The sequence below is a fragment of the Paenibacillus sp. T2-29 genome (assembly GCF_052921365.1).
On the sequence record NZ_JBREVE010000005.1, the window covers coordinates 353110 to 377085 of the forward strand.

A 23976-nucleotide genomic window follows, 5' to 3' on the forward strand; every position below is an offset into this window, starting at 1 on the left:
GATCAAACTCAAGCGACATATAATGAAAAGTGCAAAATTTGAGCAAGAAAGGAAGGTACTTTCTATGATAATTGATGTAAATAACACATTCAAAAATTTCAATACACCATTAACAGCACCGGCATATTCGGTGCCAACCTATAAATTTGTTAATCGTGAATATCTTAACATTATTTACCGAACGGATGAAAAAGCTTTACGGACAGCAGTGCCGGAACCCCTAGAAATCGGTGATCCCTTGGTTAAATTCGAAGTGATGTGGATGCCCGATGTTTCCGGACTAGGTGCTTATACTGAGGCTGGACAAGTAATTCCTGTCCGATTTAATGGAGAGGACGGAGATTATGTGCATTCGATGTACGTTGACAACTTTCCAGCGATTGCAAGTGGTCGGGAGCTAACTGCATATCCGAAGAAGTTAGGTGCTCCCAAGCTTTATGTAGATTCAGATACTCTTGTTGGCACACTTGATTACGGTACACTTCGCGTAGCCACAGCCACCATGGGGTACAAGCATTTTGAGATGGATAAGGAACTAGCTAAAAATGAAATTTGTCGACCTAACTTTATGGTTAAGATTGCTACTGATTACAATGGAGATTTAAGAATTTGCGACTTGGTACGAACACAAATAACGAATATAGAGGTTAAAGGGGCTTGGACAGGTCCTGCTCGACTTCAATTATTTGAGCATGCACTGGCACCTCTTGCAGATTTGCCTGTATTAGAAGTCGTTTCAGCATCTCATATCCTTACGGATTTAACCTTAAACGCTGCACAACCTGTATACAACTACTTAGAGGAAAAATAAGGAGACTTTGAGATGAGAATTGCAATTTTAGGAGCAGGGTCTTTAGGAACCATAGTTGGAGCATATCTTGCTGCTGGCGGAATGGATGTTGAGTTGATTGATGCATACAAAGCACATGTAGATACTTTAAATCAAATAGGTGCTAAAGTAGTGGGTAGGACGGAATTTCAAGCAAAGGCAAAAGCCATCATCCCTGAAAACAAGTCAGGCAAGTATGATTTAGTTTTACTGCTAACAAAACAATTATATAACGACTCTGTTCTTAAAGAGTTACTTCCTTTTCTAAGGGACGATAGTGTTGTATGTTCTCTACAAAACGGTATACCCGAAAAGAACGTTGCTTCAATTGTTGGTGAAAAACGTGTTATTGCAGGTTCTGTTGAATTTGGTGCTACGTTTATTGAACCAGGCGTATCTAGCCTTACAACCGAGTATACGCAATTTAAAAAGTACGCTTTTCAAATTGGAGAATTAAACGGCGAAGTCACAAAAAGAATACAACGTATTAAATCGGCTTTAGACCTTGTCGGCGGAACACACATTTCCGATAACTTAGTTGGAACGAAGTGGTCAAAATTACTGATCAATAATGCATTCAGTGGTTTATCTGCAGCATTAAACGGAGAATATGGAGACATTCTTAACAATGAAATTAGCATTATTTGTGCAGTTCATATCGCAGATGAGACGATCAAGATTGGACACGCAAAGGGTGTCAAATTTGCTAAAATGGGTGGATTTGATATAGAATCTTTGGAATTAAGAAGCGAAAATGATATTCCTGAACGTATCCAAACCTTTAGGGTAGTCATGGAACCGTCCAGGCTGCTAAGAGCAAGTATGCTTCAGGATCTTGAGAAGAAACGTAAAACTGAAATTGATTACATTAATGGTGTGGTTCCCAAAATGGCAGAAGGGACTGGTATTTCAACACCATTTAATGATTTAGTTGTAGCCCAAGTCAAATCTGCAGAAGAATCTCAAACTGTGCCTAATTTTGATACAAATCTAAAAGCTTTTAAAGAGTTATTGAATAGCCAATAAGAAACATAGGTTTGGAGCCGGCAGGACATCCCTCTGGACTTCTTTAACAGAAATGATGCGCTCCATGTTTTTTACGCTGCATATTTTATGATTATTCAACCTGTCGAAATGACAGGTTTTTTTGCATAGAAAAACAAAGAACTTAACAGAGGAAGCACTACATGAGACTGTGAAAATAAAGTTATAGACTAATAGCGGCATTATGCTAAATGGAAGGGTTCAACAAAATTGCTCTCTAGCTGCTTGTGATCCAGCGGTAGATAAACAATGCCAAGATCGATCCGATTGGTGAGCAGCCCCTCCCGACGGTTAAGCCCTCAACAGCGCCTACGTTACTCGGACCGCAGGTTCCTGTTTTTTTACTTTTAAACTATCATGTCCCGTTTGCTTAGAAAACTAACGAACTACGTAATAATTTTTTTGAGATAATAACGATCGTACAAAAGAGGACAGTCTTTAGTTATTACACATTTGGTATCGTTGTCGTGGCTTGTAATCAGGGCGAACACTATGGTAAACCTAATAATTTCAAAAAAAAAAAATTATCAATTTGTGGTTTGTAAATGTAAGTAATACAATTAGATACAAGAAATGCAAATTAGAATTAAAATATTCTTTAAAGGGGGGAATGATGATTTTGGATTGGGGTAGCTTCAGGAAGCAGGCTACTACATGTTTATACCATTTTATTGTTTTGGCATAATGGACAATTAATTTTTAAAGAGGAGGCCTTTCTTTGAAAAAATTAGGGATGGTATGTAAAATAGTTCTGATACTTGTATTCTTAACGCCTTTAACACCGACCTTTGGTCAACATGTAGATGCATGGTCAGGTATGCCTATGGGAAAGCTTCATGTCAAGGGCAATCAATTGGTGAACAGCAGCGGAAAACCTATTGTTTTGAATGGCTGGCATCAGCCGTCTGGTGCATACTGGACCTATCAAAACAGTAATTATTATCTCAATTTGAATGGTAACAATCGTCATGCAGCAATTTTGGCCTATTTGAAGGATATCACCGACACCTTTACAGACACCAGACCAAAGTATGGAAGCAACCACGGCTGGTATATGAATCAGGTTCGATTGTTTATTGATCGTCAGGATATGGGAGATGTGGCCGCAGGTTCATACAACTTTTCAGGTTTACAAGCAGCTACACAAAATGTGATTATACCATATATCAATTATGCGAAAACAAAGGGTATTTATGTGACTCTTGGTCTCGATTTCACTTTGGCTAACGACCAAGCTACCACACAATCCAATTTGGACAAATTCAATCAAATATGGGGGTATCTTGCCTCGCAGCCAGCTATTAAGAGCGCGGATAACGTCATGTTTGAACTAATCAACGAGCCCATTAAGTCGTATGCGAATGGGCATTGGGGGGGCTATGCCGGCGAAAATGATTTTGTTGACCATTGGAATGATCTCAGAAGATTCCAAAACTCTATCATTTCCACGATTAGAAGTAAAGGAGCGGATAATGTTATATGGGCTGCAGGGCTTGGATACGACCAATTTTACAGTCCGGCAGCAAAACACCCGCTGATGGACCCATTGAACAACTACGGCTATGCTGTCCACTGGTATCCGGGCTACGGAGCACATGATGACAAGGACAAGCTACAATCGCAATGGAATTCCAACATTAAAGCGGCAGCTCAAGTCTATCCAATAAATATTACAGAGTTTACCTGGTTCAAAACTCAGCCCGGCGACTCAGAGTATTGGAACTTGTTTAACGGCTCTAATGATGGATTTGGGAAAAACACGAAGTCGATTTTTACAGCAGCTGGTAATGTCAGCATGACCGCACACATGAATGGATTTCTGCTGGAAGCAGGAGCAAGGAGTTCATTTGCAGACCCAACGGCCGGGTTAAAGTGGGATGGGGATACGCGACGTCAGGCGATGGCCCGTTTCTTGTTTGACTGGTACAATGAACGTGCACGGACCTATCCGAGAGCACTAATCCAGAACAGTGAATCAGCAACGGAGAATGTGCCTGCGGCTGCACCGACTGATGTGCTTACAGATACATACACTACTACACCGACTGACGCACAATCAGAATGATGTTAATAATTTCAACGCTGATACCTACGAATGACCTCGAATTTCTCATCTAAACTGAATTTAGGCAAAAAACTGCACCCATTTGTTAGTCGTTGGAATGTTTATAGAACTTCATTAAGCGAATTGCCACCTAAATGACAACGCATGCAAATAAGCGCCGAACTATGCGGCGCTTATTTGTCGTTTCCGATCTTAAGTGTCATTTCGATTTGATCGTAGGGTCATCCACTTTTTGACGCTTTCAAGCCATCAATGTAAAGTCTGCGAATTCCTTTCAAAATTTGTTTCGTCGAAAGTCCTTCATCTTTTAAATGAAAATCAATGTTGTGGAGAGTTGCCAGTAAAGCTTCTACGCTGTATACAATATCAACGTCCGAAATATCTCCTTTTGCTGAAGCCTCGTTATATAAATATCTACATGTTGTACGCATCCATTGACATAGCGGCGAATGAAGCGGGCGATGTCCAGTAGATGCGCGGCTGACGGCGCAAAGCTAGGGGACTTTCGACTCCAAATAGGAAACATAGCTCACGATGACTTGATAAAGTTGCTCCAAAGGAATAACATCCTTGGATTGGCTGAGGTAGGCCTGAACTTCGTCGAATAATGGTTAACACTCTTCGCTGACAATTTCCAAACAAATGTCGCCTTTCAAGGGTATACCGGTGGTACCCTTACAAGATGTAATAGCGCAAGTTTCTCTATATCGACCTAGTTCTAGCTAACAACTTGCAATAAAAGAGGATAAACTTTGTGTCATTAATTCAAAAGGGGCAAACTTTGTGTCAAAAAAGAGGTAAGCTTTGTGTCACTGGACAGATGTACAATCGTTGAGAAGAAGTTTTATCTCAGCAGCTCATGTAATACATATGTACAAAATACGGGTTTTGTGAATATGTATAAGGGAAACCTCGTAATTCATTTAAATTATAGAGATAACCTTTAATTTATTTTCCAATTCTAAGTGGTTCTTTCTTAGATCTTTGTCTGTAACAACTTCATGTATAATCCCGTTATTATCGCACCAAATTTTCTGTGCCTTTATTTGTTTCAATGTTCGGGAGTTACGCGGATTTTCGGGAGTTAACTCGAATTCATATTTAACCTCACAACATTTTACAGTTCCATCTTTCAACTGAATCCACATGTCAAAAATACTTGTATGTAGCTCACCATTAAAAGCATAGCTAATCTTAGGATATTGTTCACAATAAGCTTTGATTGCTTGTTTCTATTTTTTAAATTCGACGCTCCTACTCGACTTCTTAAACTGTTTAAAATATCCCCTCTTTATATACACCATAAAATAGATACACTAAAACAACGTTAGACCTATTAACCACTTTCTTAATACGGAAGTGCTTTAATGCTTTATAAAACTTAAAGGCAACTAAATACTGATGTTGCGCCATGCTGCACTTGACGTGTAGATTTTCCCCACATATAATTAAAGTCAATAAAACATATGAACAGTTGCTCATATGTTAATAAAATAGAAAGCTGGGATATGTATGGCAGGACATAATCATGGACATCGACACAACAATAAAAAAGTATTGCTGATCTCCTTCATCATCATCACTACTTACATGCTGGTCGAAGCTTTTGGTGGATTTATTACCAATAGTTTAGCTTTGTTCTCGGATGCAGGTCATATGTTATCGGATTCTCTTGCGTTGGCGATCGCTTTGTTCGCGTTTAAGTTTGGAGAGAAAGCTATCAATAAGGAAAAAACCTTTGGTTACAGGAGATTTGAAATATTGGCTGCAATGCTAAACGGTGTTACTCTGATTGCGATTGCCTTATACATTTTTTACGAAGCGATTGAAAGGTTTATAAATCCTCCAGAAGTAGCTACAGTAGGGATGCTAGTTATCAGTATTGTTGGCCTGTTCATTAATATACTCGTTGCCTGGATTATGATGCGAGGTAGCGATACAGAGCACAACCTGAATATGAGAGGTGCTTATCTGCACGTCCTCAGCGATATGCTGGGATCTGTTGGAGCGATTATTGCCGCTCTTCTGATGATGTTCTTGGGATGGGGTTGGGCAGACCCACTTGCTAGTGTAATTGTCGCAGTACTTGTCCTTCGCAGTGGTTACTTTGTTAGTAAGTCTTCCCTGCATGTGCTTATGGAAGGAACACCCCGTAACATTGATGTAGAGGAAGTCGTACAAGCCATTTCGCAGTTCGAAGGTGTGAAAGCCGTACATGATGTGCATATTTGGTCAATTACTAGCAACTTAAACGCTCTGACTGCGCATATTGTAGTTGATGGAAATAAAACAGTGTATGAAACCGAGGCCCTACTGCATAGTATCGAGCATATGCTGGAGCATAAGAACATTCCTCACTCTACTTTGCAGATCGAGTCCGAACAGCATAGACACGATAAATCCATTTTGTGCACTATAGAGTCAGGTGTGCCGGATGCACATGCACATCATAGCCATTAATAAAAGGAGGACTGTTTGACTTTTTTGGAGCGGCTGAAACCTCGACCGCTCCCCTAAGTACCAATGCACTCCTTGGAAATTTGTTCTGTAGACTAAGATCCAAGTCTGTTAACGCAAAATGGGTCATTCCTTCTTAAATGGAGCGATGGCATTTAGTATAAACCTCATTATTTTCTCAAAAGTCAAATTCATACCTGAATCGAGATAATTCAAGTCTGCCCACCATCACAATACGGTTTTTCGTACGCATCTTTACCTACGCGATTGCCCTTTGATACGATTCAATCAGTGATTCAAGGTGACCTTATTATTTTTGAAATGGTGACTTTTCCGTTCTCTTTACATATTAATAGCACCTGAAGCTATTCCCTCTGACTTTTCCAATCCAAAAAAGAACTGACCGTCGTAGCTTCTTTCTTTTATATGTCCAGTAGTATATAAATAAAGATTAATAAAATGAGTGGACTGTTTAATCAGTGCCTTTCATAAAATTCTGAGTCAAATGGAGTGAAGTCTCTTTTAGAGTATTAATAAAAATACGTGTCGCAGCACTCAGGTATTTATCTTTCCTGTAGATAATTCCTATATATCGAGCAAGATTAACATTTAAAATGGGAATAATTCTGATACGAGGATGGTTAAGGTACTCTAAGTAAGGTCGCGGTAATATAGTTACCCCTATCCTATCTATAACCATATTAATTAAAGATTGCATGGTTGTAATTTCAAAGACCGGTTCTGGAATAAACCCCACATCTTTACAAGCTTTATTTATAAGCTGTCTTATAAAATATTGTTCAGGAAGTAAGATGGAAGGTGTTGTTTGCAAGACTTCTATACCTAATTTATCCTGATTCTCTAACGGGTGTCCAACAGGCACTGCAAACGCCATTTCCTCTCTATATAAAGAAATGGTTTCTAATTCATCCCCTTTCATAGGTAGAAAAACAATGCCTATATCCAGCTTATCTTCTAACAGTTGTTTTTGAATATCCCCAGTACGTAATCCAAACACAGATATCTTAACACCAGGATATAGATGATGAAAACTACGTAATGTGGGCGGAATGAGGTAATTTTCAACGGTTAACAAGGTGCCTATAGAAATGGTTCCTCTTTGAAGGCCATTTAGTTCATCTATTGAGGTTTTTGCCTGTTCCAGTTCATGAAAAATGTTACGTGTATACTTTAAGAGTAATTCCCCTGATTCCGTAAGAGCCGTCTTTTTACCAATGCGATCAAATAAAAGTGTGCCAATTTCATGTTCTAACAAACGAATTTGTTGACTTAAAGAAGGTTGAGAAATCCCTACCTTTTCTGCTGCTCTTGTAAAATGTAGCTCTTGGCACACAGCGTAAAAATATTCAAGTTGTCTTAACTCCATTCTTAAACCTCCTGATTTAAACGGTAATAGTTCCTACCTTTGCATTTTGCAAGTTCATTAACATGAATTTCAATAGGAATACTATAAACAATCTTAGATATTACACATTATATCATAGGTTAAACCTATGGTTATTATATAAATAATTGAATTGTACTATTGATTGAACTGTCTTAGACTATTAGTTGCACAGAGATCCAAGTAAAGTCTTTAATCCTAAAAGTATAAATTCTTTAAACTGTGTAAAAATTTTGTGGGGGTGATGAGATGGGTAGTCAAAAAACAGAGATTATCTACTACAGTGAGTTTTTAATAAAGAGTAGGAAGCCTGCCGTTCGAGCATGTTCATGGAAATGGAAAGACATTTATCCATTACTCAATTAATCTGTATCGGAAGGCTTTCATTAAAGTGGCCGTGGAACATTGTCACTCATTCATAATCATACAGGGGATACGCATGGAACTTCATCAACTATGAAAGTAGTCGTCCAAATTTTTAAACCTGGTGGACATAATAAAGCTCATCGTCATACTAATGTAGCTCTCAATCTAGTATTTCAGGGCGAGGGTTATAGTATCGTGGATGGAGAAAAGATTGAATTGAAAAAAGGTGACCTATTCTTAGCTCCTCCTTGCTCTGCTCATGAACATTGCAACACTTAGCAAACAGAGGATGCTATTATTTACACGTTTTCAAAATGTACCGGTTCTTGGGTAGTACACCTCGTCACATAGTCAAAACAGATACACAAACAAAGAATAACTAGAAAAGATTAGTTAATACTTTTGGCCTGAAGAATGTAACCAAACTTTAAACAACATGAACATAGAACAATTTAGTCATTCAAATATATACCTTTTAAAAATTATCTGAAAGGATTTAGTATTTGACCTTATGTACAAACTAGTTCTTGTAATGTATATACACTGGAGGATATAACTGATGAAAAATTTTAATGTTGCTATTCCAACTCCCTTTCGTGATGATGAGAGCTTATATTTAGAAGGATTCAATCCTATTGTTAAACATTTAACAGATAACGGGATAGATTCACTACTTGTGTCTGCTACGACAGGCGAACAAAATTCAATGAGCATTGAAGAACGTATCCATATTATTGATTATTTTAATCAACAAAAATTTGAAAATGTTGAACTGATGTTTGGCGTATCAGCTACAACAACAAGAAATGCAATAAAACTGGTTAAAAAGCTTGAGGAATCTGTTTTTGATTCTATTCTAATTCAGTTTCCACCTTACATTCAGCCGACACAACAACAAGCTATTTCTTATATCAATGAGCTGCTACAACATACCACCAAAAACGTTGTCCTTTATAATAATCCTTTCCGAACAGGATTTGAGCTAAGTGCTGAATCATTAAAGACTGTTATTAACCAGAAGTACTCTAACCTTGTAGGACTTAAAGAAGAGAGTGATGCCAAACGTCACCATAATACTGACTTACCAGATGATTTCATCATGTTCGCTGGTGGAGATGTAAATCTTACAGAAAAGATAATGAATGGCTGTAATGGACTTTCTAGTATGGTAGGAAATGTTTACCCACAAGAAATCAAACAAATTTTTAATGACTTATTAATGAATAAACCAGTAGACCTTTGGAAGATAAAACAATTAATTAATAAAGTTACAAGTGGTCAAGCCATCATAAACATAAAAAATCACTATAATTCTTTAGGTATAAAAGTAGGGGCTTGTCGTTCTCCTATTAACTAACGGGAGAAGTCCAAAAATTCGCTTAATTTAATTAAAATGTTTAAAAGTAACCGTCAAGTAGAAAACAACATTTTATTATGTTCTCTGCTTTACGGTTACTATTGTGGAACAATATGGAAGTGTGGCAATCCAAACAATAAATGAATTGATTACCTAATTTAGAAAAGATTTAGTATTAAATGCGGAGGATCTATAGCGATCATGGGTATTTCACAAAAAACCAATCAACTAGGACAACCGAAACCGGATCTAAAGCCTAGAATAGGATTACTTATTATAGGTATCATCCTAATGGGAGCCAATCTCAGAGCCCCACTAACATCAGTGGGTCCACTAATAAATTCTATACGTGACAGTTTAGGCATATCTAATATACTAGCAGGGACAATAACTACAGTACCTTTACTTACTTTTGCATTCTTATCCCCTTTTGCCCCTAAGTTAGCTCAACGTTTTAGTACGGAGTTTATCCTATTTATTTCTTTAATCTTATTAACCATTGGATTTGGAATACGTTCTTTTGGTGGTGTAATAACCTTATTTATAGGAACAATCTTAATTGGTTCATGTATTGCCATTGGTAATGTATTACTCCCCAGTCTCATTAAACATAACTTTGCACAAAATGTAGGAATGATAACAGGGATTTATATAGTCTCTATGAATTTATGTGGAGCTATTGGATCCGGTATAAGTATCCCCATCTCCTCATTATCAGGATTAGGATGGTCAGGAGGTCTCGGATGCTGGGGAATCTTATCTCTTCTTACACTTTTCTTTTGGTTACCACTAATACAAAATCAACATAAATCTATTAGATTTGTACAAACTAAAAAGAAAGTTAAATCTATAAACTTATGGCATTCTAAACTAGCATGGAATGTCACGTTATTTATGGGTTTTCAATCCTTAATCTTTTATACCATGATAACGTGGCTTCCTGAAATTCTTCAACAAAAAGGGCTGAACACTCATGCAGCTGGCTGGATGTTGTCTTTAATGCAATTTGCTATGCTTCCTACTACGTTTATTGTCTCTATTTTAGCTGGACGTTTAAAGAAGCAGCATTCATTAGTACTGGTTTCAGTCGTCTTGCTTATTGGAGGGGTATTCGGTATCTTACACGGAAGCACGATCCTTATTCCAATATGGATAATTATGGTTGGAATTGGAGTGGGATTTGCCTTTAGTTTAGCTATGATGTTTTTTAGTTTACGTACTCAAGATACGAATGAGGCAGCAGAATTATCCGGTATGGCTCAATCATTAGGTTATCTTTTGTCTGCTATCGGCCCTGTCTTATTTGGATGGTTGCATGATGTGACACATAATTGGAATACTTCCTTACTGATGTTAGTTTTAACTTCTGTTATTATCTTTATCACGGGTATAGGCGCAGGAAAAAATGAATATGTAGCATAGGATACCAGTCAGTAAACAAGAATACTTGGTTTTTAACCCAGTCTCAAAAACATTTGTTTTTGGGACTTTTTTGTAATTGGTATTAATATATAAAGGGGAATGGATAGTTGAAAACAAGAGAACTTCTTACCGACTGTCGCTATTTTATTGAACTAACGTTTCCCGTGAGTTGGACAAGATTATTAGAACTGAATGCTAATCCGTACTGGGATTCATAAATTCACTTAATCATTAAGCTCCCTGGAAATGATTTAGTTTCCTCACTCAAGCTCATGGAAGCGCTGCATGCTATTGTGCCGAACGGTACGACATATTTCTTGCAAATTACAATTAATATCTATTTTACACAACTAAGATAAGCCGTCCCCGACCCTCAGCCTCCAGTCATTACATCGTATGGTAGTACCAACAGGGTATTCAAAATCACATTCACCAATAAGAAGAAGCCAAGCTTGCGACAAATGACATTAGAAGCAGGATTGCAAAAAGCATGAATGAATTCATGTTTCTTTTCATAATGGATAGGAGCTATCGCTTTCGCTGTTGCTTCTGTGGCTATTCCTCTGCCGATGTGTCTATGGCTTAAACCTATACTTACAATCAAATATACATATATTGTGACACAATATATAAAACCCTTATTAAATAAAGACTAAATAATAATTTAATCAAACTGAAAGAAATACGGGTTTTGTGAAGATGTCTTAGAAAACCCGCATAGCAACGTGGATTCTTCATGATATAAATCAGGTAAAATTCATCAATCTCACTGTATTTATCCCTGAGGCTAGACTTAGGGGAGATTTGTGTCACTACAATTACTTAGTCCATATTCTCCCCATTTTTATCCAATGACAAAAATGTTCCTACATTAATGACGCAAAGTTACCTAAATAGGTTCACCGATTTCACATTGATCCTTGAAGTCCATTTGTTCATTTTAATTGCCTTGTAGCTGGCCATATTGTTAAGTATCTTTTGAAACAAAAAAAAGAACGACTACCTACTGGAAGCCGTATAAACCGTGCCAAACAGTTATTCTATTATTAACTCACCCTTAATTCTATACTTCACCTTATTATTAGAATGCTCTTCTTCCCTCTTCGCCATATGTATCTCAGGTTCAATCAAAAACTCTTCTGTACATAATTTACTTTCATTATTCGGATCTTTGTACACCAATATGATATTCAAACTGAATAAATCCAAGTTTTCATTAAATGCCTTTATGTTCAATAAGTATATGTACCATCTAGGAAGATGTATTTTTATACCGTGTTTTTCTGCGCCAACAGGATGAATCGTTCCCAATTCCTCAAGATGAAAACTGATTTCATGTTTGATATTTTCTACTTTATTAAATGAAATAACGACTTTTTCTTCTTCCTCAGAAAGATAAAATGAATGATTATCTTCATCATTGAAAGCGGTATGATCTTTCATAAAATCATTTAATTCATCAAAATCAACCGCAATCTCAACCATGACATTTTCTGCTGGGATATTTCCATGATTATAAACTTCTAGATAAACACTAGATTTATCGTCTTGAAACGATGATTCCTCCACACCACTTCCCCAGTCCTGAAAGAGTGATTGATGGAGTTCAACTTCAAATGTTTTAGACGGTATGGCTAAGTTTACTTTTCTACTATTCTTCTGTTCGTCACTCGCCGTTTGATGACTCTTTTTCAATCGAAGCACAGCAAACACAGAAATGAATGTCGCTAATACTACTCCACCAATAGAAATGATTAGTACCAATAGTTGTATCTTCACCGATTTGTCCTCCGTTTCTATTTTCTTCATTATACACTATCCACTTATTCACTATATCTATGAATGGTATCTAACTGCTAAAGTCCTATGTTTGATCACACAAAGATAACGTTAATGTTGCATAAAAAAGAATCCACGTTTTCATGGGTTTTAACCAGTCCATTATAAGAAAATCCGTCATAAGGTAAGCAGGCTCTCCTTGTTCACCTAGCATCCAAAAGCTTACATCACTTTCTCATGACCTCTTATCTACGAATTTCGCAAATTTCTTTCAAATGTAAAGTATTTGTGAAAAAATTGACTATCCTGCCCTTTAGTTTAATAAACTTGACTTTTGATGCCACGTGCATCGCTAATCCCTTCTGCTCTTCTGCATTACAGGTAAATAAGCTCTTCACTACAAATCCAGACGACCAAACTCCCAACCTAACCTTCCTCATCTCTTTTGTAATCTGTCGTGCTGAGTGAGCACAACAAAAAGAGATCAACGGTCGAAACACGTTGATCTCTTTTTGTCGTCTCACTCTGCTTTTCTTTTTCTACCGTTCTCGTCACTCGCAGACCGAGAAGATACAAACTCAGTATCCTCAGGGTTATGTGTCCCCCTCTGTTCTATTTCTAATGCCTACAGTTTTTTGGTGTTTGTATATCCAATGTCACTGGATCATTTCAAACGGACAAAATGTATTTCTCCAAGCCTATTTTCAAACCGTCTTCATCATTACTCGATGTGACCCAGTCGGCAATTTTCTTAACTTCCTCTGGCGCATTCCCCATTGCAATTCCTAGGCCTGCGTACAAAATCATATCCATGTCATTATAGTTGTCTCCAATGGCCATCGATTCACGATAAGTAATATTAAATATCCCCTCGAGTTCCTGAATGGCATACGATTTGGACACCATCTCATCCATAATTTCCAGATAGGTTCCCTTGGATTTATAGACACTGATACCAGTAACTTCATTTTTGATTTGTTGTACAAGCCGCTCAACGTCTTCGGGAGGTCCCATGCATAAAATTTTGTGAGTTTCATGATCTTCTTCTATATATGAGGAAAGCACCTTCTGTATGGGAGAGCCATTAATAATTCCCGCTTCCTGAATTACCCAAGGATTTTGAGTGTTATCAACGATCCACTGGTCATAGCCATATAAGTTAAAACTAATAGAAGGATAATGATCCGATACAATATCGTATATTTGTTTAATGCTCTTTTTCGATAAACAGATGCTATGGAGGATTTCCCTATTACAGCCCAATATTAGACCACCGCTATAACAAATGACGGGAGCATTAATATTGAGCTCTTGCTGAAGAGGAAAAATGCTGCTTGGCATTCTCGCTGAAACGAGTACAAAAGGGATATTTCCTCCCACAACCTTTTGGATTGTATTTTTGGTGTCGAATGTAATTTGATGTTTTGAATTTAACAACGTCCCGTCAATATCGCTAAAGATTGCTTGTATCATGGCCCATGCTCCCTTGCGATTTTTTATCACTTTTCTTCCTCAAGCACCTTGATAACTTCTACTCCGCTATCCTGCAACAACAGCAATGAATGCTTCGGGGCATCCTGATTTGTAATTAGAATATCAATTTCGGAAAAACTCAGACCTTTAAACGGGCTTGTTAAATTAAATTTTTTGAAATCGGCAAGTAAAAATACTTCTCTGGCACGCCTCGATACCAGCTTTTTAACTAAAGCATCATCACGGTTCGCAAAATACACTCCGTCTTCCATAATGGCGGCAGCTCCTAAAAAAGCTTTGTCAAAAAAAACATCGTTCAACTGCATAGCCGTGTCGTAGTCATAAAAAAAACGGTTTTCATGATTAAATTTGCCCCCGAGCAAATTTATGTTAATTTCACTTTTTGCTGATAAAGCTTCTGCATTATCCAACGAGTGTGTGTAAACCGTCAGATTCTTGTCCAATTGCCCACAGAGCAGTTGAATGGTAGTCGATACATCCATGAAGCATACATCTCCGTCAGCGATATGCTCAGAAGCTGCTTTTGCAATAAGCATCTTTTGCTTTGTTGCTGAGGTTACACGTTCCTTGTAGGCTCTTATTTCTTCTTTTAATAAGGGTAAGGCAATACCTCCATGGGTTCTGATAACCCCCCCTTCATGAACAAGCTTAATAATATCCCTTCTTGCCGTATCTCTCGAGATGTTCAATAAATCGCAAATTTCCGAATTTGATAATTGGTTACGGCTTTGGAGATACTCCAAAATTTTTAAAAGTCGTTCCTCTTGGTGAATATAATCCCTCCCCCTTTCCCTATATTCATCATAAGCAATTTAACGCTTTTTGTTAAGTGTTTTTAAGTGTTTTTTTCAAAAATTAAGCAAACCGCTTATATTGAGTATTTCACATGATAAGTCCCCGATCCGCATGCACATCGCATTAAGAGTCCAGGGACTTTATACATTTTGCCTATTTATTGATAAATTCAATCTTTTGACATCTGCAGTGTCGGTTTTTAGTTTGAAGTGGATTGATTATAAAATGCTTGCACTCCTCGCGTATTAAAATAGGAAACTAATCCACATCTAATCCTACAACCGGCTCCATAACACACTCCCTAATATTAAAGTTGCGGCCACTCCCACGATGGTTCTCCCCCATAGCTTCGCTTGTGATACGAGATCCCTGTCTCAACCAGCTCAAACATGGTCATTGAGGGCAGTGAGAGAACTGTTTTCACGACGGGGCCCGCCCCAATAAAGTCAACGTTCTCTCGGCTACCGCCATCATATGATGCCTAAGAAAAAAGGCCAACCAGAAATCTCTGATTGACCTAAATAACACGAAATAAAGTCCTAGACTATCGCTATTTTATTGAGCTAACGTTTCCCGTTAGTTTGACAAGATTATTAGAACTGAACACTAAATCCGTTGAATTTATGAATCCCAGTTCCAAATTTGACGAGATCATGTTCCCTCAGAAATTTAACTGCAATTTTTACTTCATCTAAAATTATTGGATTAAGTCCTAATGTATTGTGAGAACCGTATACCATTTTGATGTTGGGTATTCTTGCAATCTTTTCTAATGAATTCACTAAATCAACAGGGTTCGTTGAAGGATAAAAGGCATATATTGGCGCTTCATCATAGAGCAGATCGCCAGTAAATAAATACCCTTTTGTTTCATCGAAAACTGAAATATGGCCAGGAGAATGTCCTGGAGTGTGATATATAATTAATCTTCTGTCCCCTAGATCGAATATATCACCATCCTTCAACAAACCTGTCGGCTTTCCTTTAAAGAGTTGGTATGTATCCGGATTAAACCTTTCTGGAGTAGGCAAGGTTATATCTCTTCTAATATTCTTCCTGATTTGCTCTATTGTTAAGCCTTGAATCCCGTTAATTAGCCAGTCTTCATCTCCTTTATGGACAAAGATCCGTTCAAATTCGCCATGGTTACCTATGTGGTCAGTGTGGACATGTGTCGTAATAACTTTTAGAGGTAAAGATGTCAACTGCTCTGTTATTCTTTTGATACTATCAATCCCAAGCCCTGTATCAATTCTAACTCCATTTGCTTATTCGTCAGGGGCTACACTAATCTGCAGTGGGTCGATCTGAAAATCCTCTCCCTCTTGGGAAAATTGTTGAAAAACTTTTCCAATGTTCCCTTGTAAGACAGGTAGGATAATAGAAATTCCAGTCGCTCTCCCCCTGTTAACGCTCTCCTGATCATAGTGTAGCCTTCCTCTCGCAAAAACCTACAACTTAAAATGGTTGCAATATGTCGAATGCTGAAGTAAAATTTTTTAAGCTCATTTCATATAGGAGGATAACAATGATTTATAGAAACGCTACTGTTGATGATATATCTGCTATAGTGGAATTACAAAAAAAAATATCACATTACAACCATTAGTGAAAAAGACAAACCCGATGGCTTCGTAACAACCTTATTTACAGAAGAACAATTTAAGGAATTAATTGAAAAAGAAAATGGAATTACAATTGCGTGTCATGGCCAGAAGATTATTGCTTATCTGATGGCTGCCTCATGGAAGTATTGGGCTAAGTGGCCTCTTTTTCAATTTATGATTGGCGATTTGAAAGATACAGAATATAAGGGGATTACGCTTTCTACTGAAAACACTTATCAGTATGGGCCAATTTGCATTGATATGGATTACAGGGGGACGGTAGTACTCCGAAAGGTTTTTGATTTTTCCAGAATGCAAATGAGTAAAAAATATCCGATATTGATAACTTTTATAAACCACATCAATCATAGATCTTACGCTGCCCATACCAAAAAGCTTGGTCTTGACGTGATTAAAAGCTTTGATTTCAACAATAATACTTACTATGAATTGGGTTGTTTCACATCAGAATGATTGGATGTAATTGTAATTTTGGACCATACATAAGCCTATTTTACCATCTCAATACCAAACCTCATGGAAATCGCCCTTCAACTAACCTACCAGACCAATTTAAGGGCGATTAGAATTAGAGATATTACCGATTAAGATCGAAACGACTAGCATTGAATCAGCTTAACTTACCGGTCAAAAATTGTGCCTCCCCCAGTCCAAAACTCCAATCATCATCATTATTTTCAACAATAGATACCATTAAATCGGTTGGTGCGATGCCGCATTCAGCTTCTAACCTTTCAGCCAGCAAGGAATAGAGCTTTTGTTTCTTCTCTTTTGGCCGGGCTTTGCTTATTATGGAGAGAATAACTAGACTATCGGTACGGTTAAATCCTAGCCCAGTATCCTCAATAATCATATGGTCCGCCGGGTGTTCGTGAACGATTTGGTAACGATCTCGCTCAGGAACGTCAAAAGCTTCCACAACAACTTGGTGGGCAACATCCAAAAGTTTTTTCAGGCTTGCTTTATCTCGTCCTTTAATAAGATCAAAACGAAGTAATGGCATTTTAACTTCCTCCCTTTAATAAAAGTTATTTTTCCCTATTTATTATCAACCATTCTAATAAAAGAAAATTACCGGACTAAGGGTACACGCTCCTCCAACAGTACCAGTAGCTGCTCTTCAAATGATTCTGAAAACTTCATATGAGATGGATTTTGAGCAGTTCTAAGTTTGATGCGGTATTTATTCAGATAATCTGTGATCCGGTAAACTGCTTCTTCCGAAACTTCTGATTGCTCAGGCAGAAAGAAGTTTACTCCGAAAGGCTGGCAGACTTTTTAATTATATTCGTTAATAGCCTCCAATCTTTTGAACAGTTTATTAAACTCTTTTAATTTAGCCTTATCCTCGACTTTGGCCCCTGAACAATAGAAAGAAATATTACCGTTGCCTTCATCTAAAGAATTCATTTCTTCCAGTACTTTTTTTAGATTTTTTGCAGTTCCATTATTTCCATCAATTATATTAACATCCGATGAAAATAATTTTCTAAATATATCTTTATAGTAAGAAAAGTGAGTACATCCTAAAACAATAGTTTCATACTTACTTAAATCATATATAGATAATTGTTCTTGAAGATAAGGCAGCACTATTTGCTCGTTAAACTCAAAACTTTCTGCAAACTGAACTAATTTCGGAAGAGGTAATAAATCAACAACATGTTCGTTATCTAATTTAGTAATAAGATTTTGAAGTCTTTCTTCCCTTAGAGTCAAAGCAGTAGCAGTTACTAAAACTCGTTTATCTATATTTTTTTTTGTTTTAACAGCTGGTTTTACGGCAGGCTCCATACCAATGATTGGAATACTGTATTTTGCCCTTATTTCTTCGATTGCTGCGCTTGTGGCAGTATTACAAGCAATCACTATCGCTTTTACTTTTTGCTGGCTAATAAATTCTATAGCATTTAAAACATACTTTTTAACTTCATCTTTCGTTTTGTGCCCATATGGAACATTTATTGTATCTGCGTAATACATATAATCTTCATTAGGTAAAACTTTTAATGTATCATGCAATACAGTAATGCCTCCAATACCAGAATCAAAAAAACCTATTTGCATTTTTCTATTCCTCCAATAAGGAATTAATTCACCAATTCCAATTGTATCTGGTTCCAATGTAAATTACCCAGGATCTAACTAAAGCTCTTGATCAGGATGAATACGAGCATGGTTCAAATTTCCTATCGCTCCTTTTTGACTTGAAATGACTGCACCGGATAGCAATATTATAGCAGCAACAACAAGCACCAAAGTGGCAAGAAGTAGTGATAGGCTATAGCTATGCGCCACTTCTAAAACGATTCCGACTCCGATTGGACCGAGTATTTGCCCGATACCAAAAAATCCTGTCATCAAAGCAATTGCTCTATTACCACTAAATGGTCTAGACATACGTGCTGCGGCGATAGCGAGCATGGAAATGCCCATAAAAGTGCCTCCAAAAAGGACAGATCCTAACGTCACGCCGAATATATTGGGAAGCCATACCGGTAGTATGACCCCAACAGCCTGCAGGATAAGCGCAATAATCAATGGTTTGATGTAACCGACTTTACTCGCCCACCAGGACCAGATCACTGTTGATGGTACCGCCGCTATCCCAACGATAATCCAGCTAAAGTCAGCAAAACTTGACATATGAGGCATTTGCTTAACCATTGCTACAAGAAACGTCGCGCTTACTATATAACCTAACCCCTCAAGTCCATAAGCAATAAGTAGCCAGCCGAAAATAGATGGATTTTCCGCTGATGAACTCAGGGATTCAGCATTTTGAGTTATAGGTTTCGGCTCTTTATCGTGGATAAATGACCAAACGGGTACGATAAGGATGATACTAATGATCAAAAGGCCGATCCAAGGCCCCCTCCAAGTGAAAATGCTAAGAAAAGGCGCAAGTAAACCAACTAAAACAATACCAACGCCAACTCCTCCGTAAAATATACCTACCCAATTTTCACGCTTATCTGAAAACAACGCATCCAACACTAAACTTGATGATAGAACGAAAATAAGGCCGCTACTAATTCCAGCAAGAAAGCGCAAAATCATCCACCACAAAAATGATGAAGTGATTCCCATAAGTCCCGTTAAAATGATGCAGAGTACCAATTGCATCCGAAGATGATAGGCTCTTCGGGATCCCCAGGTTATGAAACCTGCACCAAAGGCAGCGATAAGGTAACCCAAGTTATTACTCCCTGCCAAATATCCGGATTCCGTAGCGGATAGATGAGCTTGTGATTGCATCAATGGAAGTATATGAAAAACGTCCGATTCCCATTGCAATAATGAGCATAACTAAACCACCGATCATGGTCTTTGTGGAATTAAACAATTTCGCATTTTTAGCTCCTGAATTCTCCATGAGACTGACCTGTCACCCTTCTAAATTCAATTTACCTCTTAATACATCAATTAATATGAACATAAGTCCTGGTTAACATTAAAAAAATCAATTCTTATAACAAAGAAATGACGGTAGACACCATCCGGGATTTACCAACTTTTGAATCTTCAAATTCTATTGTTTTCCTAAAAAATCCAACATTAGTTCTCCAATTTCATATGCATGTGTTTCCAATGCAAAGTGCCCAGTATCTAATAAATGAATCTCGGCTTTAGGTAAATCTTTCTTAAAAGCCTCAGCACCAGCCGGAATAAAGGAAACATCATTTTCACCCCAGACTGCTAGCAAGGGCGGCTGATATTCACGGAGATACTGTTGAAACTCCGGGTACATTTTTACATTATTTTGGTAATCAAAAATTAAATCCAATTGTTTCTCATCATTTCCCGGCCGGGACATATAAGCAATATCAAGAGTATACCCATCTGGGGAAACTTGACTTTCCTTTGTTCCATCAACATATTGGCCCTTGATTGTGTTAGGCGCAAATGCTGTCCTATAACTTTCCCTTTTTTCTTGTGTAGGATAACGCCAATAATCTTCTCGTGCCGCCCATTTTCCTCCTAGTCCTTCAAGATAAATGTTGCCATTTTGGCTTATTATTGCTGTTACACGTTCTGGATGGTGCTTGGCAATGCGAAAGCCAATAGGGGCTCCGTAGTCAAAGACATATAACGCATATTTAGTAAGCCCTAGTTTATCGATGAAAGTTTCGATAATTTCAGTAATATGGTCAAATGTATACTGGAAATCTTCTCTGTCAGGTGATGAGGTATTCCCGAACCCCGGATAATCAGGAGCAATTAAATAGTAGTCTTTTTCTAAAATAGGTATTAGCTCTCTAAACATATGACTTGCGGATGGAAAGCCATGAAGCAATAAAATGACTGGCTTGTTGGGATTACCAGCCTCACGATAAAATACGTTTAATCCTTCTATCTCTAATGAATGATAAGCCCTCATACTATAACCTCCTGTTTTCTTCATAAGACCTGCCGTTTACTAAACTAATTGTAACTCCTCAAAAATATCGTGTAAAATGAATTTATACGATTTGTAATATCAAAATTATCAATAATAAAATGGAGGAATGACGGTGGACATCCGGGACTTGCAGATTTTTCTGGCGGTTGCGAACGAAGGCAGCATTACCAAAGCAGCCGAAAAAATGGAATATGTTCAGTCGAGTATAAGCATCCGTATCCAGCAGCTTGAAAAGAAACTGAAAACAGCGTTATTTCGTCGTGGCCGGCAAGGGGTTCGGCTCACAACATCCGGAGAGACACTCAAGTCCTATGCTGAGAAAATTGTCTTTCTTACTCAAGAGGCAGAACGAGTCGTGGCAGATAACTCAATCCCAAGAGGCCCGCTTCGGATCGGATCGCCTGAAACCACAGCTGCGATTCGGCTACCATCTATTCTCACTGATTACCATAAATCCTATCCAGAGGTGGATTTGGCATTAAAAACTGGAACGACGGAAGAACTTATCCATTTAGTGTTGAAATACGAGTTGGACGGAGCTTTCGTAGCTGCGCCAGTTGATCATGCTGAGCTCGATATTACTGAGGTAGGGGTTGAGGAACTTGCGTTTATATCGGGAGGACAATTCCCCTCAATAGATCAGCCTGAACAATTGCAAAATCTGACTTTACTAGTATTTCGTGTTGGGTGTTCATACCGACGAAAACTCGAGGATTGGTTACATTTGCAAGGAATTATTCCTGCTAAGATCATGGAGTTCGGAACATTGGAAGGAATCCTTGGATGTATTCATGCTGGTCTCGGAGTATCCCTTTTACCTCGCTCGGTGGTTGAAAGAGCCACGGTTCAATATAACTTGCGATCTCAAGAAATCTCGGAAGAATTCTATAAAACCCCGACTCTATTCATACGTCGTAAAGATACTTATGAAACTGCAGCTATGTCCGAATTTATCCGGATTTCAAAACAGAGGTTCATTCTTACGTAATCTGCCTTCAAAGTTATCGACAATATCCTACATTTTAGAGCACCATATTAACGAGAACAAACCATACTGTGTAATTAACTTATAGAAACCGCAGCCTTCTAGCGGACTGGCGTCATGGGCAACAAAACAAAGAAAGCAGCTGATCACATTGGTCGGCTGCTTTCTTGTTGTTATAGAGCTAACGGCTGTAAAAAACTTCGATAACATTACCATTCAAGACATTGCAGACCAAGCAAACGTAAACCGTGGTACGATTTATCTTCATTATCAGGACAAATATGATTTATTGAATCAAATCATGGAGACACACATTAATGAATTAAATGAAATAGATACCTGGGTATGTCAGATGGAATGGGCTGATGCTCTTGTTCCATATTTGCAGCCAAAAATGCATGTCCGCTAATGATAAGCGTATAGAACGGTTAAAATGTTAGCGAGCCCCCTTATATTAAACTTCATGATCCTTAAATTATAAATATCTCGCTACATGTTTTCTAACAAACACATTTCCATCTGTAACTAATGTAAGTTTCATAAGATCCACCTTCTAATTAACTTAAAAATGTCCTAGCAATCACTTGGTCTAGGTGCAGAAGGGCCAAGACCAATGGAACAAAGCCAATTCAGTACTACCTCGTGCAGCACGTTGATGTTGTCTACCTGGCAGTGTTCTAATCCGCCAAGTCTTCTATCCTCTATGGCGAAGAACGTCTTATTTTTCGAACCAGCCTGCTCGTAATTTTTAAGAGCTTGCGTTAGTGGATTGGGCTGAACTAATATCTCTTCCGCACCGTGCATCACAAGAAGCGGGCATTCTATCTGGTGAAGCACGCCCTCGAGATTGTAGGCAAAACGAGGATTTTCCGCAAAGTCATCCAAGCTTTTTGCACCCAGGATTCTCATGCCGTGAGCAGCCAAACTCGGCGGCATCCATTTTAGCATTGCTTCCCAGTCGAATGCGTGGGTGCCTCCGTCAGAGATGACGGCAGCAATCCTGTGGTCGAAGGAAGCAAATCTAAGGGAGTCGTATGCCGCAAAGCTCTCACCATGGACAATAATCTTGCTAGGATCCACTTCCGATCTAGTCAGAAGAAAGTCGATTGCTCTTGAATGAAAAGCCTCGCTGTCAGCTCGTCTGCCCTTTCCCTTTTCGTACATTGAGAGACCGGTCCCAGGCTGGTCATAGACCATAAAGTTATATCCACACGAAATAAAGGCAGGCCCTAGCCAGAAATAGTTCTCAATTGACCACTCATCACCACCATTGAGAGCCAAAATTGTGGGCTTCGGACCTTTTATCCAAGAAGGTGAGAAAAAGTACCCATCCAACTTGACATCCTCATAATCTACTTGGATTTTCTCGGGTTTGACATCGAAGTACTTTCCGGCAGCTTCGAAGAGTTCATTTACCTTCCTAAATATACGGATTTTCTCGGTGTCATTATCCATCACAGCATACTCAGCGATTCGGTGGTAATTGCAAGCACGAATGTAGCAGTTACGTGCTGTATACCAGTTTCCAAAAGCTTCTGCCTCCTTGCCGTGTCTTTCCAAGGCCTCTGCTGTTATGAGCCATTCCCTATGCCATGTTTCCTTATCATTGGGATCTATTTTTTTGCATGCTTCATAAATTTCGGTGACATCAGTAGCACCAAGACTTGCCATGCCTAGAGCTTTAGTTACTTGATATGACATCATATAGTTGTTTGGCCAACGGCTGAATTCAATTGACATTGCAGTATCCTCCTTTTCTAGCTCTATTGATTACTCCCATCCTTCTCTGATTAAGCACAAGGGTGTATGTTTCGAAATGAGCACCTATCTATGTCGGTGCCGCAAACTTAATTTTCTACCATATCATTTCCTCCTATCAATTTACTTGTAGTGTTTAAGCTACAAGTAAATTTTAAGATATAAAAATAAAGCTTCTCTAAAAGGAAAA

Annotated in this window: 20 protein-coding genes and 2 pseudogenes; 10 read left to right on the forward strand and 12 right to left on the reverse strand. The window is 38.2% G+C overall.

From position 1 onward, the window contains the following. Nucleotides 1-64: 64 nt before the first annotated feature. The 3 genes from ACU1JV_RS16880 to ACU1JV_RS16890 all read left to right on the forward strand — a co-directional run bounded on the left by ACU1JV_RS16880 (nucleotide 65) and on the right by ACU1JV_RS16890 (nucleotide 3938). The gene (locus ACU1JV_RS16880; protein ID WP_413986170.1) at nucleotides 65-811 is read left to right on the forward strand and encodes an acetoacetate decarboxylase; all 747 of its coding nucleotides are present in this window, start codon (nucleotides 65-67) and stop codon (nucleotides 809-811) included. A gap of 12 nt (nucleotides 812-823) precedes the next feature. Beyond that, nucleotides 824-1855: a ketopantoate reductase family protein gene (locus ACU1JV_RS16885; RefSeq protein WP_413986169.1), complete on the forward strand. Its 1032-nt coding sequence runs from the start codon at nucleotides 824-826 to the stop codon at nucleotides 1853-1855. Between the two features lie 736 nt (nucleotides 1856-2591). Continuing rightward, nucleotides 2592-3938, forward strand: coding sequence for a cellulase family glycosylhydrolase (locus ACU1JV_RS16890; RefSeq protein ID WP_413986168.1), 1347 nt, complete (start codon nucleotides 2592-2594; stop codon nucleotides 3936-3938). 923 nt (nucleotides 3939-4861) lie between these two features. On the opposite strand, the gene ACU1JV_RS16895 is transcribed toward ACU1JV_RS16890, so the two are convergent. After that, complete coding sequence (locus tag ACU1JV_RS16895) at nucleotides 4862-5161, reverse strand: TnsA endonuclease N-terminal domain-containing protein (protein ID WP_165083974.1); 300 nt, start codon at nucleotides 5159-5161, stop codon at nucleotides 4862-4864. A gap of 289 nt (nucleotides 5162-5450) precedes the next feature. Here ACU1JV_RS16895 and ACU1JV_RS16900 point away from each other — a divergent pair, with 289 nt between their 5' ends. Beyond that, on the forward strand, nucleotides 5451-6398 hold the full coding sequence (locus ACU1JV_RS16900; RefSeq protein ID WP_165083949.1) for a cation diffusion facilitator family transporter: 948 nt from the start codon (nucleotides 5451-5453) through the stop codon (nucleotides 6396-6398). Nucleotides 6399-6867: 469 nt separating this feature from the next. On the opposite strand, the gene ACU1JV_RS16905 is transcribed toward ACU1JV_RS16900, so the two are convergent. Further along, nucleotides 6868-7782 carry a LysR family transcriptional regulator gene (locus ACU1JV_RS16905; protein ID WP_413986167.1) on the reverse strand — a complete coding sequence of 305 codons (915 nt, stop codon included), beginning with the start codon at nucleotides 7780-7782 and terminating at the stop codon, nucleotides 6868-6870. Nucleotides 7783-8256: 474 nt separating this feature from the next. Here ACU1JV_RS16905 and ACU1JV_RS16910 point away from each other — a divergent pair, with 474 nt between their 5' ends. The 3 genes from ACU1JV_RS16910 (at nucleotide 8257) to ACU1JV_RS16920 (ending at nucleotide 10945) form a co-directional block, all read left to right on the forward strand. Then, entirely contained in the window at nucleotides 8257-8445 is a 189-nt protein-coding gene (locus tag ACU1JV_RS16910; protein ID WP_165083947.1) for a cupin domain-containing protein, read from the forward strand. A 280-nt stretch (nucleotides 8446-8725) separates the two neighbouring features. After that, on the forward strand, nucleotides 8726-9523 hold the full coding sequence (locus tag ACU1JV_RS16915) for a dihydrodipicolinate synthase family protein (RefSeq protein ID WP_102163732.1): 798 nt from the start codon (nucleotides 8726-8728) through the stop codon (nucleotides 9521-9523). 201 nt (nucleotides 9524-9724) lie between these two features. After that, entirely contained in the window at nucleotides 9725-10945 is a 1221-nt protein-coding gene (locus tag ACU1JV_RS16920; protein ID WP_165083945.1) for a CynX/NimT family MFS transporter, read from the forward strand. 1035 nt (nucleotides 10946-11980) lie between these two features. On the opposite strand, the gene ACU1JV_RS16925 is transcribed toward ACU1JV_RS16920, so the two are convergent. The 4 genes and pseudogenes from ACU1JV_RS16925 to ACU1JV_RS16940 all read right to left on the reverse strand — a co-directional run. After that, nucleotides 11981-12724 (reverse strand): hypothetical protein, encoded by a 744-nt coding sequence (locus ACU1JV_RS16925; RefSeq protein ID WP_231124630.1) that lies wholly within the window; start codon nucleotides 12722-12724, stop codon nucleotides 11981-11983. A 669-nt stretch (nucleotides 12725-13393) separates the two neighbouring features. Next, on the reverse strand, nucleotides 13394-14197 hold the full coding sequence (locus ACU1JV_RS16930; RefSeq protein ID WP_413986166.1) for a Cof-type HAD-IIB family hydrolase: 804 nt from the start codon (nucleotides 14195-14197) through the stop codon (nucleotides 13394-13396). Nucleotides 14198-14223: 26 nt separating this feature from the next. Beyond that, nucleotides 14224-15030, reverse strand: coding sequence for a DeoR/GlpR family DNA-binding transcription regulator (locus ACU1JV_RS16935; protein WP_446724607.1), 807 nt, complete (start codon nucleotides 15028-15030; stop codon nucleotides 14224-14226). Nucleotides 15031-15606: 576 nt separating this feature from the next. Next, nucleotides 15607-16266 (reverse strand): annotated as a pseudogene (locus tag ACU1JV_RS16940) (MBL fold metallo-hydrolase); the annotation flags it as partial. A gap of 480 nt (nucleotides 16267-16746) precedes the next feature. Between ACU1JV_RS16940 and ACU1JV_RS16945 the strand changes: the two are divergent. Beyond that, entirely contained in the window at nucleotides 16747-17094 is a 348-nt protein-coding gene (locus tag ACU1JV_RS16945; protein ID WP_413986165.1) for a hypothetical protein, read from the forward strand. 157 nt (nucleotides 17095-17251) lie between these two features. Here ACU1JV_RS16945 and ACU1JV_RS16950 read toward each other — a convergent pair whose 3' ends face one another. The 5 genes from ACU1JV_RS16950 to ACU1JV_RS16970 form a co-directional block, all read right to left on the reverse strand. Further along, nucleotides 17252-17644, reverse strand: coding sequence for a tautomerase family protein (locus ACU1JV_RS16950; protein ID WP_013371236.1), 393 nt, complete (start codon nucleotides 17642-17644; stop codon nucleotides 17252-17254). Nucleotides 17645-17919: 275 nt separating this feature from the next. Further along, nucleotides 17920-18708 carry a glutamate racemase gene (gene murI, locus ACU1JV_RS16955; RefSeq protein WP_413987570.1) on the reverse strand — a complete coding sequence of 263 codons (789 nt, stop codon included), beginning with the start codon at nucleotides 18706-18708 and terminating at the stop codon, nucleotides 17920-17922. Between the two features lie 78 nt (nucleotides 18709-18786). Continuing rightward, nucleotides 18787-19899, reverse strand: a complete 1113-nt coding sequence (locus ACU1JV_RS16960) for a YbfB/YjiJ family MFS transporter (RefSeq protein ID WP_413987569.1) — start codon at nucleotides 19897-19899, stop codon at nucleotides 18787-18789. Further along, on the reverse strand, nucleotides 19844-20017 hold the full coding sequence (locus ACU1JV_RS16965) for a hypothetical protein (protein WP_413987581.1): 174 nt from the start codon (nucleotides 20015-20017) through the stop codon (nucleotides 19844-19846). Before ACU1JV_RS16965 ends, ACU1JV_RS16960 begins: the two co-directional genes overlap by 56 nt. Nucleotides 20018-20173: 156 nt before the next feature. After that, nucleotides 20174-21022: an alpha/beta fold hydrolase gene (locus ACU1JV_RS16970; RefSeq protein WP_264217871.1), complete on the reverse strand. Its 849-nt coding sequence runs from the start codon at nucleotides 21020-21022 to the stop codon at nucleotides 20174-20176. A gap of 133 nt (nucleotides 21023-21155) precedes the next feature. Between ACU1JV_RS16970 and ACU1JV_RS16975 the strand changes: the two genes are divergently transcribed. Beyond that, nucleotides 21156-22031: a LysR family transcriptional regulator gene (locus ACU1JV_RS16975; RefSeq protein WP_090739100.1), complete on the forward strand. Its 876-nt coding sequence runs from the start codon at nucleotides 21156-21158 to the stop codon at nucleotides 22029-22031. A gap of 139 nt (nucleotides 22032-22170) precedes the next feature. Next, nucleotides 22171-22416, forward strand: a pseudogene (locus ACU1JV_RS16980) (TetR/AcrR family transcriptional regulator); the annotation flags it as partial. A gap of 185 nt (nucleotides 22417-22601) precedes the next feature. Here ACU1JV_RS16980 and ACU1JV_RS16985 read toward each other — a convergent pair. Next, a complete protein-coding gene (locus ACU1JV_RS16985; RefSeq protein WP_413986164.1) occupies nucleotides 22602-23768 on the reverse strand; it encodes an alpha/beta hydrolase family protein in 1167 nt (388 codons plus the stop codon). Nucleotides 23769-23976: the final 208 nt, after the last annotated feature.